Annotated in this window: 15 protein-coding genes and 1 riboswitch; of the genes, 8 read left to right on the top strand and 7 right to left on the bottom strand. The window is 72.7% G+C overall.

The window, feature by feature from the left end:
* Positions 1-686: 686 nt before the first annotated feature.
* From CLV68_RS18310 to CLV68_RS18300, 3 genes are all read right to left on the bottom strand, one after another.
* Positions 687-1,346: a response regulator gene (locus CLV68_RS18310; protein WP_092780187.1), complete on the bottom strand. Its 660-nt coding sequence runs from the start codon at positions 1,344-1,346 to the stop codon at positions 687-689.
* Entirely contained in the window at positions 1,343-3,322 is a 1,980-nt protein-coding gene (locus CLV68_RS18305; RefSeq protein ID WP_147460056.1) for a GAF domain-containing sensor histidine kinase, read from the bottom strand. Before CLV68_RS18305 ends, CLV68_RS18310 begins: the two co-directional genes overlap by 4 nt.
* Before the next feature lie 433 nt (positions 3,323-3,755).
* The gene (locus CLV68_RS18300) at positions 3,756-4,319 is read right to left on the bottom strand and encodes a histidine phosphatase family protein (protein ID WP_121392045.1); all 564 of its coding nucleotides are present in this window, start codon (positions 4,317-4,319) and stop codon (positions 3,756-3,758) included.
* Between the two features lie 225 nt (positions 4,320-4,544).
* On the opposite strand from CLV68_RS18300, the gene CLV68_RS18295 reads away from it, so the two are divergent.
* The gene (locus tag CLV68_RS18295; RefSeq protein WP_121392044.1) at positions 4,545-4,757 is read left to right on the top strand and encodes a CbtB domain-containing protein; all 213 of its coding nucleotides are present in this window, start codon (positions 4,545-4,547) and stop codon (positions 4,755-4,757) included.
* Positions 4,748-5,554 (top strand): CbtA family protein, encoded by an 807-nt coding sequence (locus CLV68_RS18290; RefSeq protein WP_246009950.1) that lies wholly within the window; start codon positions 4,748-4,750, stop codon positions 5,552-5,554. The genes CLV68_RS18295 and CLV68_RS18290 overlap by 10 nt, the downstream gene beginning before the upstream one ends.
* 54 nt (positions 5,555-5,608) lie before the next feature.
* Here CLV68_RS18290 and lepB read toward each other — a convergent pair whose 3' ends face one another.
* Positions 5,609-6,202 (bottom strand): signal peptidase I, encoded by a 594-nt coding sequence (lepB, locus tag CLV68_RS18285; RefSeq protein ID WP_170224433.1) that lies wholly within the window; start codon positions 6,200-6,202, stop codon positions 5,609-5,611.
* A 507-nt stretch (positions 6,203-6,709) separates the two neighbouring features.
* Here lepB and CLV68_RS18280 point away from each other — a divergent pair.
* Together CLV68_RS18280 and CLV68_RS18275 are read left to right on the top strand one after the other, a co-directional pair.
* Positions 6,710-7,324: a DUF6230 family protein gene (locus CLV68_RS18280; RefSeq protein WP_121392042.1), complete on the top strand. Its 615-nt coding sequence runs from the start codon at positions 6,710-6,712 to the stop codon at positions 7,322-7,324.
* A gap of 62 nt (positions 7,325-7,386) precedes the next feature.
* Complete coding sequence (locus tag CLV68_RS18275; RefSeq protein ID WP_211346616.1) at positions 7,387-7,779, top strand: DUF6114 domain-containing protein; 393 nt, start codon at positions 7,387-7,389, stop codon at positions 7,777-7,779.
* A gap of 50 nt (positions 7,780-7,829) precedes the next feature.
* Here the strand turns inward: CLV68_RS18275 and CLV68_RS18270 are convergent, their stop codons facing one another.
* From CLV68_RS18270 to CLV68_RS18260, 3 genes are read right to left on the bottom strand one after another with little or no spacing between them, the layout of a single operon-like run.
* Positions 7,830-9,188, bottom strand: a complete 1,359-nt coding sequence (locus CLV68_RS18270) for a cobyrinic acid a,c-diamide synthase CobB (RefSeq protein WP_121392041.1) — start codon at positions 9,186-9,188, stop codon at positions 7,830-7,832.
* Entirely contained in the window at positions 9,182-9,796 is a 615-nt protein-coding gene (cobO, locus tag CLV68_RS18265) for a cob(I)yrinic acid a,c-diamide adenosyltransferase (RefSeq protein ID WP_121392380.1), read from the bottom strand. The genes CLV68_RS18270 and cobO overlap by 7 nt, the downstream gene beginning before the upstream one ends.
* Positions 9,797-9,806: 10 nt before the next feature.
* On the bottom strand, positions 9,807-11,810 hold the full coding sequence (locus CLV68_RS18260) for a putative cobaltochelatase (RefSeq protein ID WP_121392040.1): 2,004 nt from the start codon (positions 11,808-11,810) through the stop codon (positions 9,807-9,809).
* A 29-nt stretch (positions 11,811-11,839) separates the two neighbouring features.
* Positions 11,840-12,032: riboswitch (cobalamin riboswitch) on the bottom strand.
* 96 nt (positions 12,033-12,128) lie between these two features.
* Between CLV68_RS18260 and cbiE the strand changes: the two genes are divergently transcribed.
* The 4 genes from cbiE to CLV68_RS18240 are packed head-to-tail and all read left to right on the top strand — an operon-like array spanning position 12,129 to position 17,186.
* Positions 12,129-13,307 (top strand): precorrin-6y C5,15-methyltransferase (decarboxylating) subunit CbiE, encoded by a 1,179-nt coding sequence (cbiE, locus tag CLV68_RS18255; RefSeq protein ID WP_246009949.1) that lies wholly within the window; start codon positions 12,129-12,131, stop codon positions 13,305-13,307.
* Positions 13,304-14,047 (top strand): precorrin-4 C(11)-methyltransferase, encoded by a 744-nt coding sequence (gene cobM / locus CLV68_RS35240; RefSeq protein ID WP_121392038.1) that lies wholly within the window; start codon positions 13,304-13,306, stop codon positions 14,045-14,047. Before cbiE ends, cobM begins: the two co-directional genes overlap by 4 nt.
* A complete protein-coding gene (locus CLV68_RS18245; RefSeq protein ID WP_246009948.1) occupies positions 14,044-14,760 on the top strand; it encodes a cobalt-precorrin-6A reductase in 717 nt (238 codons plus the stop codon). Before cobM ends, CLV68_RS18245 begins: the two co-directional genes overlap by 4 nt.
* Positions 14,757-17,186, top strand: a complete 2,430-nt coding sequence (locus CLV68_RS18240) for a DEAD/DEAH box helicase (protein ID WP_246009947.1) — start codon at positions 14,757-14,759, stop codon at positions 17,184-17,186. Before CLV68_RS18245 ends, CLV68_RS18240 begins: the two co-directional genes overlap by 4 nt.
* Positions 17,187-17,406: the final 220 nt, after the last annotated feature.

Raw genomic sequence — 17,406 nt, 5'->3', positions numbered from 1 at the left:
TGCCTGCGGTATAGCGATCAACCCCGTCGACGTTACCCCCGACCCCCGCCGCACCCCCCAAGACACGCCGCCCCGGACGGGCACACCCCAGCAGCACCCGATCGACCACAGTGGACCCCAGCCGCCGCCCGCCCCGCACCGGGACCGAGCCAAACCCGACCACTCACGCCCCGGTGGCCCGGACCCGGTCGGCCCCCCACCGGTCCGGATTGTGGCGGGTTCGCGCGGCACACGGAGTCTGACGCTGGTCGACGACCCCGGCAGGCGGGGCGTGGCGCACGGGTCGTGAGAGCGCGGCCCTCACAGGGGCTGTGAGCGTCCCCCACTGGTCCGGGAGTTGGCCCCGCGTGGACTGGGAAGCAGCCCCACGGGTCCGAGAGCGAGCGTGGCCCCCGCGGCGTCCGAGAGCACGGCCCCAAGATCCCGCCTCGCGCGCGCACGCCAGTCCGGCCCCAGCCCCCACCCTCTCCGGGGGGCGTCCCAGGTCCCAGCCTACCGGCGCCCACCGACAAATGATCTTCACAAAGGGCGCCGAAGATCCACATGTGGATAACTTCTGTCCCTGAACCGGGTGAATATGGCGGACTCAGAAAGCAAAGATCGCCTGGTCATAGCCACGACCGGCCCGCAAGCACCATGCCGAGGCGGGGAGTCGACCGAAGTGGGGGTTTTGGTGATCTTGGGAGCTAGGGCTGGCGGTCGGAGGTGATGCCTCGTTGGAGGCGGGTGGCGTAGACGGCGGCTTCGGTGCGGCGGTCGAAGCCGAGTTTGTGCAGGAGGGTGGAGACGTAGTTCTTGACGGTCTTCTCGGCCAGGTACAGCGCTCCGGCGATCTGGCGGTTGGTCATGCCCTCGGCGATCAGGTCGAGGATCTTGCGCTCCTGCGGGCTCAACGTTGCGTAGCGGGGGTCCTCGACCCGGCCCGCGCGCAGGCGGTCGAGCACCGTTGCGGTGACGCCCGCGTCGAGCAGGGAGCCGCCGTAGGCGAGGGTGCGGACGGCGGAGACGAGGTCGTCGCCGCTGACCTGTTTGAGCATGTAGCCCGCGGCGCCCGCCATGATCGCGCCGAAGAGGGCCTCGTCGTCGGAGAACGAGGTGAGCATCAGGCAGGCGGGCGGCGGGTCGACCACCGAGCGGACCTCGCGGCAGACCGACACCCCCTCGCCGTCGGGCAGCCGCACGTCGAGGATGGCCACCCTCGGCCGCACGGCCGGGATCCTGGCCAGCGCCTGCGCCGCGGTCGCCGCCTCGCCGACCACCTCGATGTCCGGCTCGACCTCGAGCAGTTGCCGCAGTCCCCGCCGGACCACCTCGTGGTCGTCGAGCACGAACACGGAAATGCTCATCCACGCCCCTCCTGGCTCTCGGCGTGCCTGGCCAGCGGCACGTCCCAGTCGACCCTGGTCCCGCCCACCCCCGGCGAGTCGATCACGCAATCCCCGTCCCACCGGCGCGCGCGTTGCACCATGTTGGCCAACCCGCCGCGGTGGGCGATGTCCTCGGGCAACCCGCCCCCGTCGTCCTGCACCAGCAGCCGCAGCCGCCTGGCGTGCCGGTCGACGGATACCGTGAGCGCGACGCTGCCCGCGCCCGCGTGCCGGACGACATTGGACAGCGCCTCGCGCAACGTTGCCATCAAATCCAGCGCGACGTCCGCGGGCACCACCGAGTCCAGCGGGCCCTCCAGCCGCACGGTCGGCTCGAAGCCCAGCGTCACGGTCGCCTCGGAGATCGCCCGCAGCACCTCGCCGCGCAGGCTGTAGGGACCGCCGGTCGGCTGCTGCAGCGAGAAGATGCTGCGCCGGATCTCCCGGATGGTCTGGTCGATCTCGGCGACGAACCCGGTCAGCCGCTCCGGCGCGTCCGGTGTGGCGGGCGCCCGCTTGAGGCCCTGCAACCCGAGGCCGATCGCGAACAGCCGCTGGATCACCAGGTCGTGCAGGTCGCGGGCGATGCGGTCGCGCTCCTCGTAGAGCGCCAGCCGCTGGCGGTCCTGCTGGGCGTCGGCGAAGTCGATGGCCAGCGCGGCGTGCGTGGCGTAGTCGGTGACCATCCGCAGGTCGTCGTCGTCGAACCGGGCGCCGCCGTGATCGCGCGCGATCATCAGCACCCCGCACGGCCGCGCCCCGGCGCTCAGCGGCACGAACACCGCCGGGCCCAGCTCGCTGATCCCGTCCGGGAGCTGCTGGAAGGTCGACGGTGAGCGGGTCAGCGTCGCCTTGGCGACCTCGGTGAGCACCCTGGCCCGCCCGGTCACGTAGACGTCGCCGGTGATGCTGTCCAATGTGGACACGCACTCGCCGGTCAGCTCGTCGGCGAGCACCCCGTCCACCGCGCTCATCCGCAGGTGCTCCGGCCCGGCTGGCACCGCGACGAAGGCCAGCACCGCGCCCGCGGTCTCCCTGGCCCGCTCGGCGAGCAGGTCCATCCCGGCCGACTCGCACAGGCTGGTCCGCAGCACCGCGGTGACCTCGGTGGTGGCCTGCAGCCAGCGCTCGCGGCGGTGGCTGCGGTCGAAGTGGCGGGCGTTCTCCACCGCCATCCCGGCCGCCGCGGCCAGCGCCACGACCACGTCCTCGTCCTCCTGGGTGAACGCCAGGCCGTCGACCTTCTCGGTGAGGTACAGGTTGCCGAACACCTCGCCGCGCACCCGGATCGGCACCCCGAGGAACGAGGTCATCGGCGGGTGGTTCGCCGGGAACCCGGCCGCGTCCGGGTGCTGCGCCAGGTCGGCGACGCGCAGCGGCTCCGGGTGCTTGATCACCAGCCCGAGCACCCCCTTGCCGACCGGCAGCGTCCCGATCTCCGCCTCGGTCCGCCCGGTCATCCCGGTGTGGGTGAACTCCACCAGGTGACCGTCCTGCCCCAACACCCCGAGCGCGCCGTACCTGGCCCCCGCCAACTCGCACCCCGCGGTCACGATCCGCCGCAGCACGTCCGGCAGCGACAGGTCGCTGGCCACCGACAGCACCGCGTCCAACAGGTGCCGCATCCGCTCCTGCGACACCTCCGCCGCGGCGGCGCGGTCGACCAACCCCCGGAACAGGTTGTCCCGGTGCGCCGCGGTCACCACGGCGGCCGCCTTCGCTCCCGGCGCAGGCGGGATGGACCTGGCGGCACCGTTGCCGGACACCGGACCGCGAGGCGCGCCGTCGCCACGTGATGCGTCGACGGGTGTCGCGCTGATCGGCGTTGCGACGTCGAGTGCCGGATTGCCGGGCGCGGCGCCGTTGTGCGGCGAACCGGGCGCGGCGTCGTTCGACGGTGGTAGTTCGGGCGTGGTCTTGTTCGGGCCGTCTGAGGGGCCCGTGCCAGCCTGCACCACGGCGTCACCGCTCTCTCCGCGCGCCCGTCCCGGTCGTGTGCGCCTGATCACGAGCCCGGTGGCGCCCGCGCGGCGGCGCGCCGGGGAAATCCTCGGGTGTGATCGGTGCGTTGAGCGTCCACGAGATAGCCGCACCGCGCAAGGGCGTCGCGTCGATGCCCCCGAATTGACCAGTGATGTTGCCGCCTCTCGGGTGCTCGACACGGTTGGTGACCTTATGGCCGCGATCACTTTCGGTAGTGCGGTCGCGACCCGGGGTCGGGCCCGCGCGCCCGTGGGGGATGGGGCGGGGTCACCGACGGCGCAGCCGGTGGTGTCGCTGGGTCACCGCCGATACGCGGGACTGATGGCCTGTTCGGCCCAAATGGCGCAGGCGATTCACGCCGATGCCATTTCCCACAATGGCCGGGCGCATTGCGGGAAAGGCGACTCAGCCGGTGCCGGGCACAATCCAGCGCAGCGTCCAGCGACCGGGTCCGCCACGCAGCGTGGTGCGCGACAGCGGCGCGATGTCGACCCGCCAGAACGCGGCGGGACCGGCCCCGAGCGCGTGCCCGATGGCGGCCCGCACGACCGCGGGGTGGGTCACCGCGACGGTGTGCGCGACCTGGGGTGAGCGGTCGTCGAGCCAGCCGCCGACGCGCCTGGCGAGGTCGGCGACCGACTCGCCGCCGTGCGGGGCGGACTCGGGGTCGGTGAGCCAGCGCGCCATGCCCGCCGGGTCGGCCGCGGCGACCTCGCCGAGGGTGAGGCCGCTCCAGTCGCCGTGGTCGAGGTCGCGCAGCCGCTCGTCCGGTTCGGTAACGATGTGCAGCGCGGCCGCGGTCTGCGCGCACCGCAGCGACGGCCCGCGCAGGCCCGCGTCGACCCGCCCGAAACCGGGCCCGGGATCGTCGAGAACGGTGCGCAGCAACGGTTCGTCGAGCGGGAAGCCCGCCCGCCGCGTCGCCTCCGTCGCACCGTGGCTGACCAGCACAACCCGCAGCGATGACATATCCCACCCACCGGAACCCCGAGACGGCCGACGACCGCGTTGACACCGCCTCTTGCGCTAACCTACGTTGCCGAATCGACCATGATGGTAGAAGGAAGCCGGTGCGACTCCGGCACGGCCGCGCCACTGTGACCGGGACCGGCACCCCAGCCGGACCCGCAGTCAGACCCTTCGCCGTCGACCGTTCCACCCACCGGGCCGCGTGAAGCCCCGAGGAGGTTCGCCATGGCGGTAGCCGCTGCCATCCCCACCGCTCTGCCCGTCCCCGCCATCCCGGTGCGGCAGATCCTGCCGTACGCCGTGTTCGCCGGGATCATCTCGCTGATCGCCCTCTACTTCGTCGGCGCCGAGCAGGGCGCCCTCGCGGTCTTCGAGGGGACCACGGTCCACGAGCTGGTCCACGACGCGCGGCACCTGCTGGGCTTCCCGTGCCACTGACCGAGACCGACGCACCACCGGCGTCCGCGACGCTGAACGTCCGCTCCCTGCTCGTCTGGGGCCTGCTCGCCGGCCTGGTCGGCGGGCTGCTCGCCTTCGGGTTCGCCTCCGCGTTCGGCGAGCCCTCGGTGGACGCCGCCATCGCCATCGAGGAAGCCGGGGCGGGCCACTCGCACGGTGACGACCACGCGACCCAGGGCGAGCACAGCCACGGCGAGGAACCGGCGGAGGAAGAGGTCGTCTCGCGCGCCTTCCAGTCCACCGGTGGCCTCGGCATCGGCGCCGTCGCCTACGGCCTCGGCCTGGGAGGGCTGTTCAGCCTCGCCTTCGCGTTCTCCTACGGCAGGGTCGGCTCGCTGAGCCCGCGGGCCACCTCGCTCGCGGTGGCCGGTCTCGGCTACCTGGCGGTCGTGCTGGTGCCGTTCCTGACCTACCCGGCCAACCCGCCCGCCGTCGGCAACCCGGACACCATCGGCGACCGCACCGGGCTGTACTTCGGGATGATCGCCATCTCGCTGGCGCTGCTGGTGGCCGCGGTGGCCACCGCGCGGGCGCTGGCGCCGAGGCTGGGCGGCTGGTGGTCCACTGTGGTCGGTGGCGTCGGCTACGCGGTCGTGGTGACCGCGATCGCCAAGCTGCTGCCGTCCTTCCAGGAGGTGCCGGACGGGTTCCCCGGCGCCCTGCTGTGGGAGTTCCGGATCGCCTCCCTCGGCACCTCCGCGGTGCTGTGGGCGGGCATTGGCATCACCTTCGCCGCACTGTTGCACCGCGGGCTCACCCGAACCCGCGTGGCGTAAGCCAGAACCGGTCCGGCCCCGCTCTCCACTGTGGAGGGTGGGGCCGGACTCGTTTCACACCGGGCGCAATCGCGGCTCGGTGTCCACCGGGGCCGGTGGCCAGAGGTGCAGCCACAGCCGGGCCCTGATCCGGTCGGCGGGCACCCAGCCGTACTCCCGGGAGTCCTCGGACACCGCCGGGTTGTCCCCGACGACCCAGTACTGTCCGGTTGGGACGGTCACCTCGGCGTCGACCCCGCCGCGTCCGCTCGTCTCGCAGCACTCCCGTGGCGGGCGGCCCCACGGGTCATTCGCGCCGGTCACGACTTCCAGCCACGGGCCACTACCGCCCGGCTGCACGAGAACCCGTCCGTCGGTCATCCGTACGTGATCACCCGGCACCCCGATGACCCGCTTCACCACCGGCGCGTCGCGGCCTGGCGGGGACAGCACCACGACGTCGAGGCGTTCGGGGGTGTAGTCGCCGCCGAAGGGGTTCGTCAGGACCTGCTCGCCGTCGGCCAGCGTCGGCGCCATGCTGCGGCCGTCCACCCGCATCGACAGGGCGTACCCCAGCCCGGCCACCGCGGCGGCCAAGACGACCACGACGCAGAGCGTGACCGCCACCGCCCTCGGCCAGCGCGGCCGGACCTTCGCGTCCTCGGGCACGCGCCCCTCCCGTCCCTCGGCACGACCGCTGGTTCGGCCGGTCGGCGGTAACGAAACCCCGCCGGGTGGCCCAGGTGAACACCCGGATACTGCGATGTTGCGTAACTGTTACCTGTGGTCAAAGGTAACTCTGGGTAGACGCTAAAGGCGAAAGCGACTCACCTCCGTGCGGTGTCGACCACGCTCGGTGCCGATTTCGAGTCAGATTGCGGGTGGTCGCTAACGTGCGTCACGTTACCTGTTACCCGCCGTTACACAACGCGCCCGGGGGCGTTCCGGAGCGGCTCGGACGGGTGCTTGTGGGCTGGCGCACACCCGGGCACCATCTGCCCACCCACGCAACACGGCGTGCCCGATCCCCGCCCGCGGCATGGCGCGCGGCAGCCCCCACCTGGGCGTTCGCTCACGACGAACGCGGGTGGCGGCTGCCAGGCCGCGGTCGGTCGGCGCCGGGGGCGGTCGGCGCACACGGCGCTCGGCCGGACGACCTAGGGAGGCTCGCGTCCTATGACAGAGGAAGACACGACCGCCGAGCGGGGCCGGACCCGGTGGGGCCGCACGGCCCTGGTCGGCGTCCCCGCTCTCGGTGCCATCGCCGCGATCACCGCCGCGATGGCCCAGGGGCTGCTCGCCGCCTCGTTCGCGGTGTCCGGGGTGCCGATCACGCTGACGTCGCAGAGCGTGGCGGGCGACGGGTTCGCTGGCACCGTCTACAACGCGGGCAACCAGGGTGTGGCCTACGCCGGGTTCAGCTCGGCGCAGCTGAGCGGCCTGTGCGCGGGCGCGATCCCGACCGTGCCGATCGTCGGCCAGGTGACCTTCAAGATCACCGCGGGTGACGCCGACCCGGCCACCAAGGAGTTGCAGGCGTCCAACCTGCTGCTCGACGCCAAGAACCTCAGCGGCAACGGCGTGTTCACCGGGCTCGACCTCGGTGTGGCCAGCAACGCGCTGAGCAAGGGCCCGGCGGAGGTCCGCAAGGGCGCGGGCGACTTCGGCCTCCAGGCGGACACCGCGAACATCGGCAACCTGCGCGCCGACGCCCTCTCGGCGCAGATCGCGGGCAGCTTCAAGCTCGACAACCTCACCCTCAGCATCGTTCCCGGCGCCGCGGGCTGCTGATCCCCCTCCGGCCCGGCGGCGTGTCCCGCCGCCGGGCCACCACTTCTCCCCAGGAGGCCATCGTGGTCGGCAGGCTCTGGCGCTCGTTCACCGGCTGGCGGCGCACCCGCCCGTTCTGGGGCGGCTTGTTCGTCTTGCTCGGCGCGGTCCCGATCTTCGTGCTGCCGCTCGCGCCGATCAAGGTGCTGGTGGCCAGCGGCATCGCGGGCGTGTCCGGGCTGCTGCTCGGCTCGATCATGGCGGTGCTGGCGCTCAGCCTGTGGTTCAGCCCGCCGACCAGGGTCATCGCCGGGCTGATCGCGGTACTGGTCTCGGTCGCCGCCTTCCCCCTGACCAACCTGGGCGGCTTCTTCCTCGGTTCCCTCCTCGGCATCCTCGGCGGCGCCATGGCCGCGTCCTGGGCGCCCCGCAAGCCCAAGAAGACACCCGAGCCCGTGGAGGCCGTCGCCGCCTGAGCCGTGTCCGCGAACGGGTGTGGCGCGGATCGCGGCGGGCCGAACACGACCTAGGTGGCCGCTTGGACGAATCCGGCGATCGAGTCCGGGGTGCCCGCGGGGTGGGTGTGCAGGTACGAGGCGTGCAGGGCGCCGGTGCTGAAGCCATCGCCGTGGGGGGTGCCGTCGTGGTCGCGCCAGGTCCAGGCGGGGCTGGCGGGGTGGGCGGGGGTGAGGCGGGTGCGGTGGAACTCGTGGCCGGTGACCCGGGCGCCTTCCCGGTGCAGCACGGAGGGTGCGGTGGCGACGGCGTCGCGGTAGCCGAGCAGCAGGCGCGGTGTCATGGTGGCGTCGGCGTCGAGTACGCCGCACATGGTGTGGCCGTCGAGGTGCTTGGCCAGGTACAGCAGGCCGCCGCACTCGGCGTGGACCGGTTTGCCGGAGCGGGCGAACGCGGCGACGTCGTGGCGGAGGAGTTCGTTGGCGGACAAGGCTTCCGCGTGCGCCTCGGGGAAGCCGCCGGGGAGCACCAGGGCGGCGGTGCGCTCGGGGAGGCGCTCGTCGCGCAGCGGATCGACCACGACGACCTCGGCTCCGGCGGCGCGGAGCAGCTCGGTGTGTTCGGCGTACCCGAAGGTGAACGCGGGCCCGCCCGCCACGGCCACCACCGGTCGGGTCGACACGGCCGCGACCTCCTCGGCCGGTGACCACAGAGGACCGTCCAGCGGGCTTGCCGTCCGCGCGAGCCGGACCACCGCCTCGATGTCCACAGAGGACTCGATGAGCGCGGCCATCGCCTCGACCGCCCGAACCGCGTGCGACCCGTGCTCCGCGGCGGGAACCAGGCCCAGGTGCCGCGATGGAACGTCGACCTCGCCCGCGCGCCGGACCGAGCCGACGACCGGCAGCCCGACCTCGCCGCACGCCTCGCGCAGCACCTGGTCGTGCCGGTCCGACCCGACCTGGTTGAGCACCACCCCGGCGATGCGCACGCCCGGCCGGAACGAGCGGAACCCGTGCAGCAGCGCGGCCAGGCTCGTGCTCTGCCCGCGCGCGTCGACGACCAGCAGCACCGGAGCCGCGAGCAGCCCGGCGACATGCGCGGTCGACCCGAGCCCGCCCTCCTCGACGTGGTGCCCCACCCGGCCGTCGAACAGACCCATGACGCCCTCGATGACCGCGATGTCCGCGCCCGACGAGCCGTGCCGGAACAGGGGGCCGATCCGGTGGGTGCCGACCAGCACCGGGTCGAGGTTGCGACCGGGACGACCTGCGGCGAGCGTGTGGTACCCGGGGTCGATGTAGTCGGGGCCGACCTTGAAGGGCGCCACGGTGTGCCCACGCCCGCGCAGCGCCGCCATGAGCCCGGTCGCCACCGTGGTCTTGCCGCTCCCGGACCCGGGCGCGGCGATGACGACGCGGGCTACCACTCGATGCCCTTCTGGCCCTTGTGGCCCGCGTCCATCGGGTGCTTGACCTTCGTCATGTGCGTGACCAGGTCCGCGGCGTCCACAAGGGACTGCGGTGCGTCCCGACCGGTGATGATCACGTGCTGATGGCCCGGTCGCTGAGCCAGCGTCGCCACGACCTCGTCGGTGTCGATCCAGCCCCACTTGAGCGGGTAGGTGAACTCGTCGAGCACGTACAGGCCGTGCTGCTCCGCCGCCAACCTCCGGCTGATCTCCGCCCACCCCTCGCGCGCAGCCTCGGCGTGGTCCTCCTCGGATCCCGCCTTCCGCGACCACGACCACCCAGCGCCCATCTTGTGCCACTCGACCGGACCACCCTCACCGGTCTGCTCGTGCACCTTTCCCAACGCCAGGAACGCGGACTCCTCGCCGACCCGCCACTTGGCCGACTTCACGAACTGGAACACCCCGATCGACCAGCCCTGGTTCCAGCCCCGCAACGCGAGCCCGAACGCGGCCGTCGACTTCCCCTTCATCTCTCCGGTGTGGACGACGACAAGGGGACGGTTGCGGCGCTGACGGGTGGTGAGCCCGTCCTGGGGAACAACGGACGGCTTTCCCTGTGGCATGGCGTCTCCCTCAGGCCGCGCGGGCGGCGCGGACGACACCCGCGACGGCGTCAGCGGACAGTTCGTCCAAGCGGAGGCCAGTGGCGCCGAGGGCGGTGGCGAGCTTGGTGGCGAGCCCCAGCCGTACTGGTCCGGTCTCGCAGTCGACCACCACGCTGGCCACACCGTCAGCGGCGATCGCGGAAGCGGCCCGCAGAGCGTCGGCGACGGCGTCGTGGGACGAGCGGCCATTGCGGGTCACCGCCACCGTCGCGCGACCATCGGTGACAACCACCAGGAGCGCCCGCCTGCGCGGGTCCCGCATCCGCTCGACCTCAAGTGTCTTGCGAGCGCGCAAAAGGCCGTCCGCCAAGGGAGTGCGCCCACCGGTGCGCAGGTCGCGCAGTCGAGCGACCGCCGCCTCGACCGAAGAAGTGGGCGGCAGGGCCAACTCGGCGTCGCCACCGCGGAAGGTGATCAGCCCGACCTTGTCGCGGCGCTGGTAGGCGTCGCGCAGCAGCGAGATCACCGCGCCGGTCACCGCGGACATCCGCTTGCGAGCGGCCATCGACCCCGAGGCGTCCACAGCGAACAGAACGAGGTTGGACTCACGCCCTTCCCGCACTGCCCGGCGCACATCACCAGACCGCACAACCAATCCCGGACCACTACGCCCCCGGGACTGCTGGAACGGCGCCGCGGCGGTGAGTGTGCCGACCAAGTGGATGCCTGTGCCCTGGTTCTGCGCCGCCCGCAACGCCCGGCCACCGCCTGCCCGCGACCTGGACCGCCTGCCCGGCGCTCCCTCACCCACACCGTCGATCTGCAGCACCCTCGCCCGGAATGCCTCGTCCGGACTGGGGGCAGCCTGCGAACGGTCACCACCCTGCGGCGCCTCGGTGTCCTGCTTGCCCGGCGACTCGCCACTGCCCTGATCGGACTCAGGCTCAGACTCGGGCGAACCGCCGCCGGGGCCACCATCCGGTGTGTCGTCAGGGTTGCGGTCAGCCTCCTCGGCCGCGTCCCGCAATGCCTGCGACAACTGCTCCTGGTCCAGGCCAGGCTCGTCGAACGGATCGCGGCGACGGCGGTGCGGCAGCGCGAGCCGGGCGGCCACCTCGACGTCGATCTCCTCGACCTCGAGAACACCCCGCCACGCCGCGTGCGCCACCGAAGCGCGGGCCACCACGAGGTCCGCCCGCATCCCGTCCACATCGAACGCGGCGCACACGGCGGCGATCCGGCGCAGCTCGGAGTCCGGCAGCACGACCTCCGGCAACGCCTTGCGGGCGGCCACGATCCGGGTCGCCAGCTCGGCGTCCGAAGTGGACCAGGTCGCGGCGAACCCGGCCGGGTCCGCCTCGTAGGCCAGCCTGCGCCGGATGACCTCGGTGCGCGTGTCCACGTCCCGGGCCGCCCGCACCTCGACGGTCAGCCCGAACCGGTCCAGCAGCTGCGGCCGCAGCTCGCCCTCCTCCGGGTTCATCGTCCCGACCAGCAGGAACGCCGACGCGTGCGACACCGACACGCCCTCGCGCTCCACGTGCGCCCGGCCCATCGCGGCGGCGTCGAGCAGCAGGTCGACCAGGTGGTCGTGCAGCAGGTTGACCTCGTCGACGTAGAGCACGCCCCGGTGCGCCGCCGCCAGCAACCCCGGCTGGTACGCCCGGACGCCCTCGGTGAGCGCGCGCTCCAGGTCGAGCGAGCCGATCACCCGGTCCTCGGTCGCGCCGACCGGGAGTTCCACCAGCCGCGCGGGCCGGGTGTCGGACTCGGGGTCGGTGTGCGGGCCGTCCGGGCAGCCCGGGTCGGGTGCGGCGGGGGAGCAGGAGAACCGGCAGCCCGCGACCACCTCGGCGTCGGGCAGCAGAGCCGCGAGCGCGCGCACCACGGTCGACTTCGCGGTGCCCTTCTCGCCGCGCACCAGCACCCCGCCGATCCCGGGGTGCACCGCGTTGAGCAGCAGGGACAACCGCAGGTCGGCGTGGCCGACGACCGCGGCGAACGGGTAGCCGGGCAGGGCTGGACGGGACACGTCGTTCCTCACTCCGGGTCCGCGCCCGGATCGATGGGGCAGCGGGGCCGAGTGTCCTGGCTCCCGGATCGCGGCACCGCCCCGGCCTTCCCGGGCAGCCCGGTGGCACGCGAGGGGACGGCACTCCCCGGTCACAGTGGCGGGACCGCACCGGATTCGCACCGGCTTCCTCGCTCACCCTGCTGGTTCTTCTCTTCAGTTGGCTCCATCGCATCGTCGCAGACCGCGTGGCCGGTGGCCAAGGCACGTGGTGGGGATCTCGGGTCGGTTAGGGTCTTGGCCGGTGTCCGACAGGCAGGGGTGAGTGGGATCAATCCGGTGACCGTGATCGGGATCGGGGCGGACGGCGTGGCCGGGCTGTCCCCGGCCGCGCGCGCCGAACTGGACCGCGCCGAGGTCGTGCTGGGCTCGGCGCGCCAACTCGACCTGCTGCCCGACGAGGTCACCGCCGAACGGGTCACCTGGCCGTCGCCCCTGGTGCCCGCCATCCCCGGGCTGCTCGACCGCTACCGCGACCGCGCGCTGTGCGTGCTGGCCAGCGGCGACCCGATGTTCCACGGCATCGGCACCACGCTGGGCCGGTTCACCGAGGTCCGCGTCGTGCCGCACCCGTCGTCGCTGTCGCTGGCGTGCGCCAGGCTGGGTTGGGCGGTGGAAGAGGTGGCGGTGGTCAGCGCGGTCGCCCGGCCGCTGGCGCGGTTGCACGCCGTGCTGCACCCGGGACGGCGCGTGCTCGTGCTCAGCTCGGACGGCTCGACCCCGGCCGCCGTGGTGGCGTTGCTGCGGGACCGGGGGTTCGGGGCGAGCAAGGTCACCGTGCTGGCGGAACTGGGCGGACCGGGGGAGCGGATCGGCGCGGACGTCGACGGGGTGTCGCCGTTGAACGTGGTCGCGATCGAGTGCGTGGCCGACCCCGGCGCGCGTCGGCTGCCGCGGGTGCCGGGGTTGCCCGATGACGTGTACGAGCACGACGGGCAGATCACCAAGCGCGAGGTCCGGGCGGTGACGGTGTCGTCGCTGGCGCCGGAGCCGGGGCAGCTGCTGTGGGACGTGGGCGCCGGGTCGGGCAGCGTGGGCATCGAGTGGGCGCGGACCCACCCCGCCTGCCGGGTGATCGCGGTGGAACCGAGGGAGGACCGGGCCGACCGGGTGGTCCGCAACGCCGCCGCGCTCGGCGTGCCAGGTCTGGTGCTGGTCCGGGGTGCTGCGCCGGAGGCGTTGGCGGGCCTGGAGGCACCGGACGCGGTGTTCGTCGGCGGCGGGGTGACGGCCGAGGGTGTGCTGCCCGCGTGCTGGGCGGCGTTGCGGCCGGGTGGGCGGATGGTGGTGAACGCGGTGACGCTGGAGTCCGAGGTGCTGGTCGCCCGGTGGCACGCGGAGGTCGGGGGAACACTGACCCGGCTGTCGGTGGGTCGCGCGGGGCCGGTGGGCGGGTTCACCGGGTGGCGGCAGGCGATGCCGGTGACGCAGCTGGTGGCGACCAAGGAGCGTGCATGACCGTCCACTTCATCGGCGCGGGCCCCGGTGCCGCCGACCTGATCACCGTGCGCGGGCGGGACATCATCGCCGCCTCGCCGGTCTGCCTGTACGCCGGTGCGCTGGTGCCCGCCGAGTTGCTGGCCGTGTGCCCGCCGGGGGCGCGGAAGGTCGACACGGCCGAGCTGACCTTGGACGAGATCATCGCGGAACTGGTGGCCGCGCACGCCGCTGGTCACGACGTCGCGCGGCTGCATTCCGGCGATCCGTCGGTGTTCAGTGCGATGGCCGAGCAGATGCGACGCCTTGACACGGCTGGTGTTCCGTATGACGTGACGCCTGGGGTGCCTGCCTTCGCGGCGGCGGCCGCGTCGTTGCGGCAAGAGTTGACGGTCCCCGCACTGGGGCAAACCGTTGTGCTGACTCGAACTTCCGCTCGGGCGACGCCGATGCCCGTCGGGGAGGACCTGGGGACGTTGGGGCAATCGGGTGCCACGATGGTGCTGCACCTGGCCGTCCAGCGGATCGACGAGGTCGTCGCCGAGCTGCTGCCCAACTACGGCGCGGAATGTCCGGTCGCGGTGGTGGCGTACGCCTCTCGGGCGGACGAGGTGGTGCTTCGGGGGACGTTGGCCGACATCGCGGGCAAGGTGCACGACGCGGGCATCAAGCGCACCGCGGTGATCATCGTCGGCCGAGTGCTCGCCCCGGGCGGGTTCTGCGAGAGCCACCTGTACTCGGCGGAGCGGGACCGCTCGTGAAGGTCCTGGTCCTGGGCGGCACGGGTGAGGCTCGGGCGCTGGCGGCCGCGTTGGACGAGAGTCCGGACCACTCGGTTGTGTCCTCTTTGGCCGGACGGGTACGGGATCCGCGGTTGCCGGTGGGGGAGGTGCGGGTCGGCGGGTTCGGTGGGCCGGACAAGTTGGCTGACTGGCTTGTCGCGCACAAGGTCGACGCGGTCGTGGACGCCACGCACCCGTTTGCCGAGCGCATCAGTGCTTCCGCTGCCCGCGCCGCTGAGCTGACCGGGGTTCCGTTGCTCATGTTGCGTCGGCCGGGGTGGCCGTCGCGTCCTGGGTGGCACTGGGTGGAATCGCTGGAGGGGGCTTGCGCTGTCGCGGAAGGGTTGGGGGAGCGGGTTTTCCTGACCACGGGTCGACAAGGGCTTGCGGCCTTCGCCGGGTCGTCCGCGTGGTTCCTGGTGCGGTGCGTGGATCCGCCTGAGCCGCCGGTCCCCGCGCGGTCGGAGGTGGTGCTCGACCGCGGTCCGTACACAGTGGAGGGTGAGCTCGCGGTGTTTCGAGAGCACCGGATCGACGTGCTGGTCACCAAGGACAGTGGCGGCCCGCTGACCGTGGCCAAACTGGACGCCGCCGAGGAGCTGGGTGTTCCGGTGGTGGTCGTGCGGAGACCGGCACCGCCCGCGGTCCCGGTGGTGTCGGACGTCGAGCAGGTCATGGCCTGGCTGCGGTGATCCAGGGCCTCGACCGCTGCGCGGCCACCGTCGAGTCGGCCGAGGTGGTCGCCTTCCACGGTGACGCGCTGCCGGACGGGGACGAACTGGGCGAGCTGGTGGTGGCGGGTCGCCGGGTCGCCGCGGTGCGGATGCCGATCGCTGACGCGGTGCCGGTTCTGGCCAAGGCCAGGCGGGATCCGCGGTGTCATCGCACGGCGGCGTTCTGGGGCGCGGTCGTGGTGGTCGCGTTGCGGCAGGTCGCGCGCGGCTCGTTGAGCCAGGAGGACCGCGACCGCCTCGCCGAGTTGGCCGAGCGGATGCCGGACGGCGCGCATGTCACGGCCGCGGAACCCCTTGCCGTGGTGCGGATGTTCGTCGAGGCCATCGCCGGTCCGCCGCCGGAGGACGTGCTTCGCCTGCCCGGCGGTGTGCGGCTGTCGCTGCGGCTCGACCCCGACGGCGCCTGCGTTGCGCAGGTCCACTCCGGGGGTGTGGTGGTGGACGCCGCCGAGGTCGCCGAACGTGGGGACGATGCGGCCAGGGCGGCGCTTTCCGATGCGCTGCACCGGGTCGCGCGCCGATGGCCGCCGCTGGGCCGGTTGCTGGCGCGGGACGTGCCGGATCGGCTCGCGTTGACCGAGGCGGAGGTCGGGGACCTGCTGGTGAACGCGACTCGGCTCGGGGTGGACGTGCACTGGCCGCGGCACATGGTCGCCACCCTGACCCGACGCGTGGTCATCGGGCGGGTCGAGTCCGCGCACGGGGTGGTCACCGCCGACTGGGAACTGCTCCTCGACGGGACCGCGCTGAGCAGGTCCGAAGTGGAGCGGCTAGCGGCGACGCACGCCCAAGCCGTGCGACTGCGTGACCGGTGGGTGCTGCTCGACGCTGCTGTCACCCCGCGCGCCATCAGGCCGTTCACCGTCGCGGAGGCGCTGGCGGCGTCGATGACCGGGACGGCCGATGTCGACGGTCGCGCGGTGCCGGTGGTCGCGACGGGGTGGCTTGAGGCGTTGCGGGCCAGGATCGAGGAACCTGTCGAGGACGTGGTGGAGCCGCCGGACGGGCTCACCGGGGTGTTGCGCGACTACCAGCTGCGGGGGTTGCGGTGGCTGGCGCGGATGACCCGGCTCGGGCTGGGTGCCTGCCTGGCCGACGACATGGGGCTCGGCAAGACCATCACCCTGATCGCGCTGCACCTGCACCGGTCCACAGTGGAACCCACGCTGGTGGTGTGCCCCGCGTCGTTGCTGGGGAACTGGGCGCGTGAGGTGGCCCGGTTCGCGCCGGGGGTGCCGGTCACGCGGTACCACGGGGCGAACCGGACCCTGGCGGACAAAGGGATCGTGCTGACCACCTACGCAGTGCTCCGCCGGGACACGGCGCGGTTGGCGGGGCAGCCCTGGGGGTTGGTGGTCGCCGACGAGGCGCAGCACGTGAAGAACCCGGACTCCGCCACCGCCAAGGCTTTGCGCACGATCCCCGGGGCGGCTCGGGTCGCGTTGACGGGTACGCCGGTGGAGAACAGCTTGACGGACCTGTGGGCGCTGCTCGACTGGACGACACCCGGGCTGCTGGGGACCCGGGCGTCGTTCCGGACCAAGTGGGCCGATCCGGTGGGGGTCGATCCGCGGGTGGCCGAGACGTTCGCCCGCCTCATCCGGCCGTTCCTGTTGCGGCGCCGCAAGTCCGACCCGGGGATCGTGCCGGAGCTGCCGCCGAAGACCGAGACCGACCATCCTGTGCCGTTGACCCGCGAGCAGGCAGGTCTTTATACCGCTGCCGTTCGGGAGGCGATGGTGGAGATCCGTGGCGCGGAGGGGATGGCGCGGCGCGGGCACGTGCTGCGGCTGCTGACGTCGCTGAAGCAGATCTGCAACCACCCGGCGCAGTACCTGCGCGACCGCGAGGGCCGGTTGGCGGGGCGGTCGGGGAAGCTCGCCCTGCTCGACGAGTTGGTGGACACGATCCTGGCCGAGGACTCGGCGGTGCTGGTGTTCACCCAGTACGTGACGATGGCCCGGCTGCTGGAGCGGCACCTGCGGGAGCGGAAAATCCTTTGTGGACTATTGCACGGCGGGACCCCGGTGCCGCAACGGGAACAGCTCGTCGAGGAGTTCACCGCAGGCAAGTTCGGCGTGTTCCTGCTCTCCCTGAAAGCCGCCGGAACCGGCCTCAACCTCACCCGCGCCGACCACGTCCTGCACTACGACCGCTGGTGGAACCCCGCCGTCGAGGACCAGGCCACCGACCGCGCCTACCGAATAGGCCAAACCCGCCCCGTCCAAGTCCACCGCCTCATCGCCGAGGGCACCGTCGAGGACCGCATCGCCGACCTCCTCCGCACCAAACGCCACCTGGCCGACTCAGTCCTCACCGGCACCCCCACCTTCACCGAACTCGACGACGACGAACTCGCCGCCCTGGTCGAACTCACCCGGTAACGGCGGGGTAGTGGCGCGGTGTAGACCACGTGGGTGCCGTCGGGCTTGTGGGGGTTGGGGAGGAGTCGATCAGCAGGCGCTGGGCATCCACTGTCGAGGGAGTGAGGCCAGTCGGTGGCAGCACTCGCTCCCCGCTCGTGCGCGGACCAGGTGACTGGAGCATCGGCCTCTGCCCATCGCCTTCGCGGCGGCCCGATCGTCGGTGCGGTCTGCGGATCCA

The sequence above is a fragment of the Actinokineospora cianjurensis genome (assembly GCF_003663795.1).
GTDB classification, from domain to species: domain Bacteria; phylum Actinomycetota; class Actinomycetes; order Mycobacteriales; family Pseudonocardiaceae; genus Actinokineospora; species Actinokineospora terrae.
This window is presented reverse-complemented; position numbering and strand designations above follow the sequence as displayed.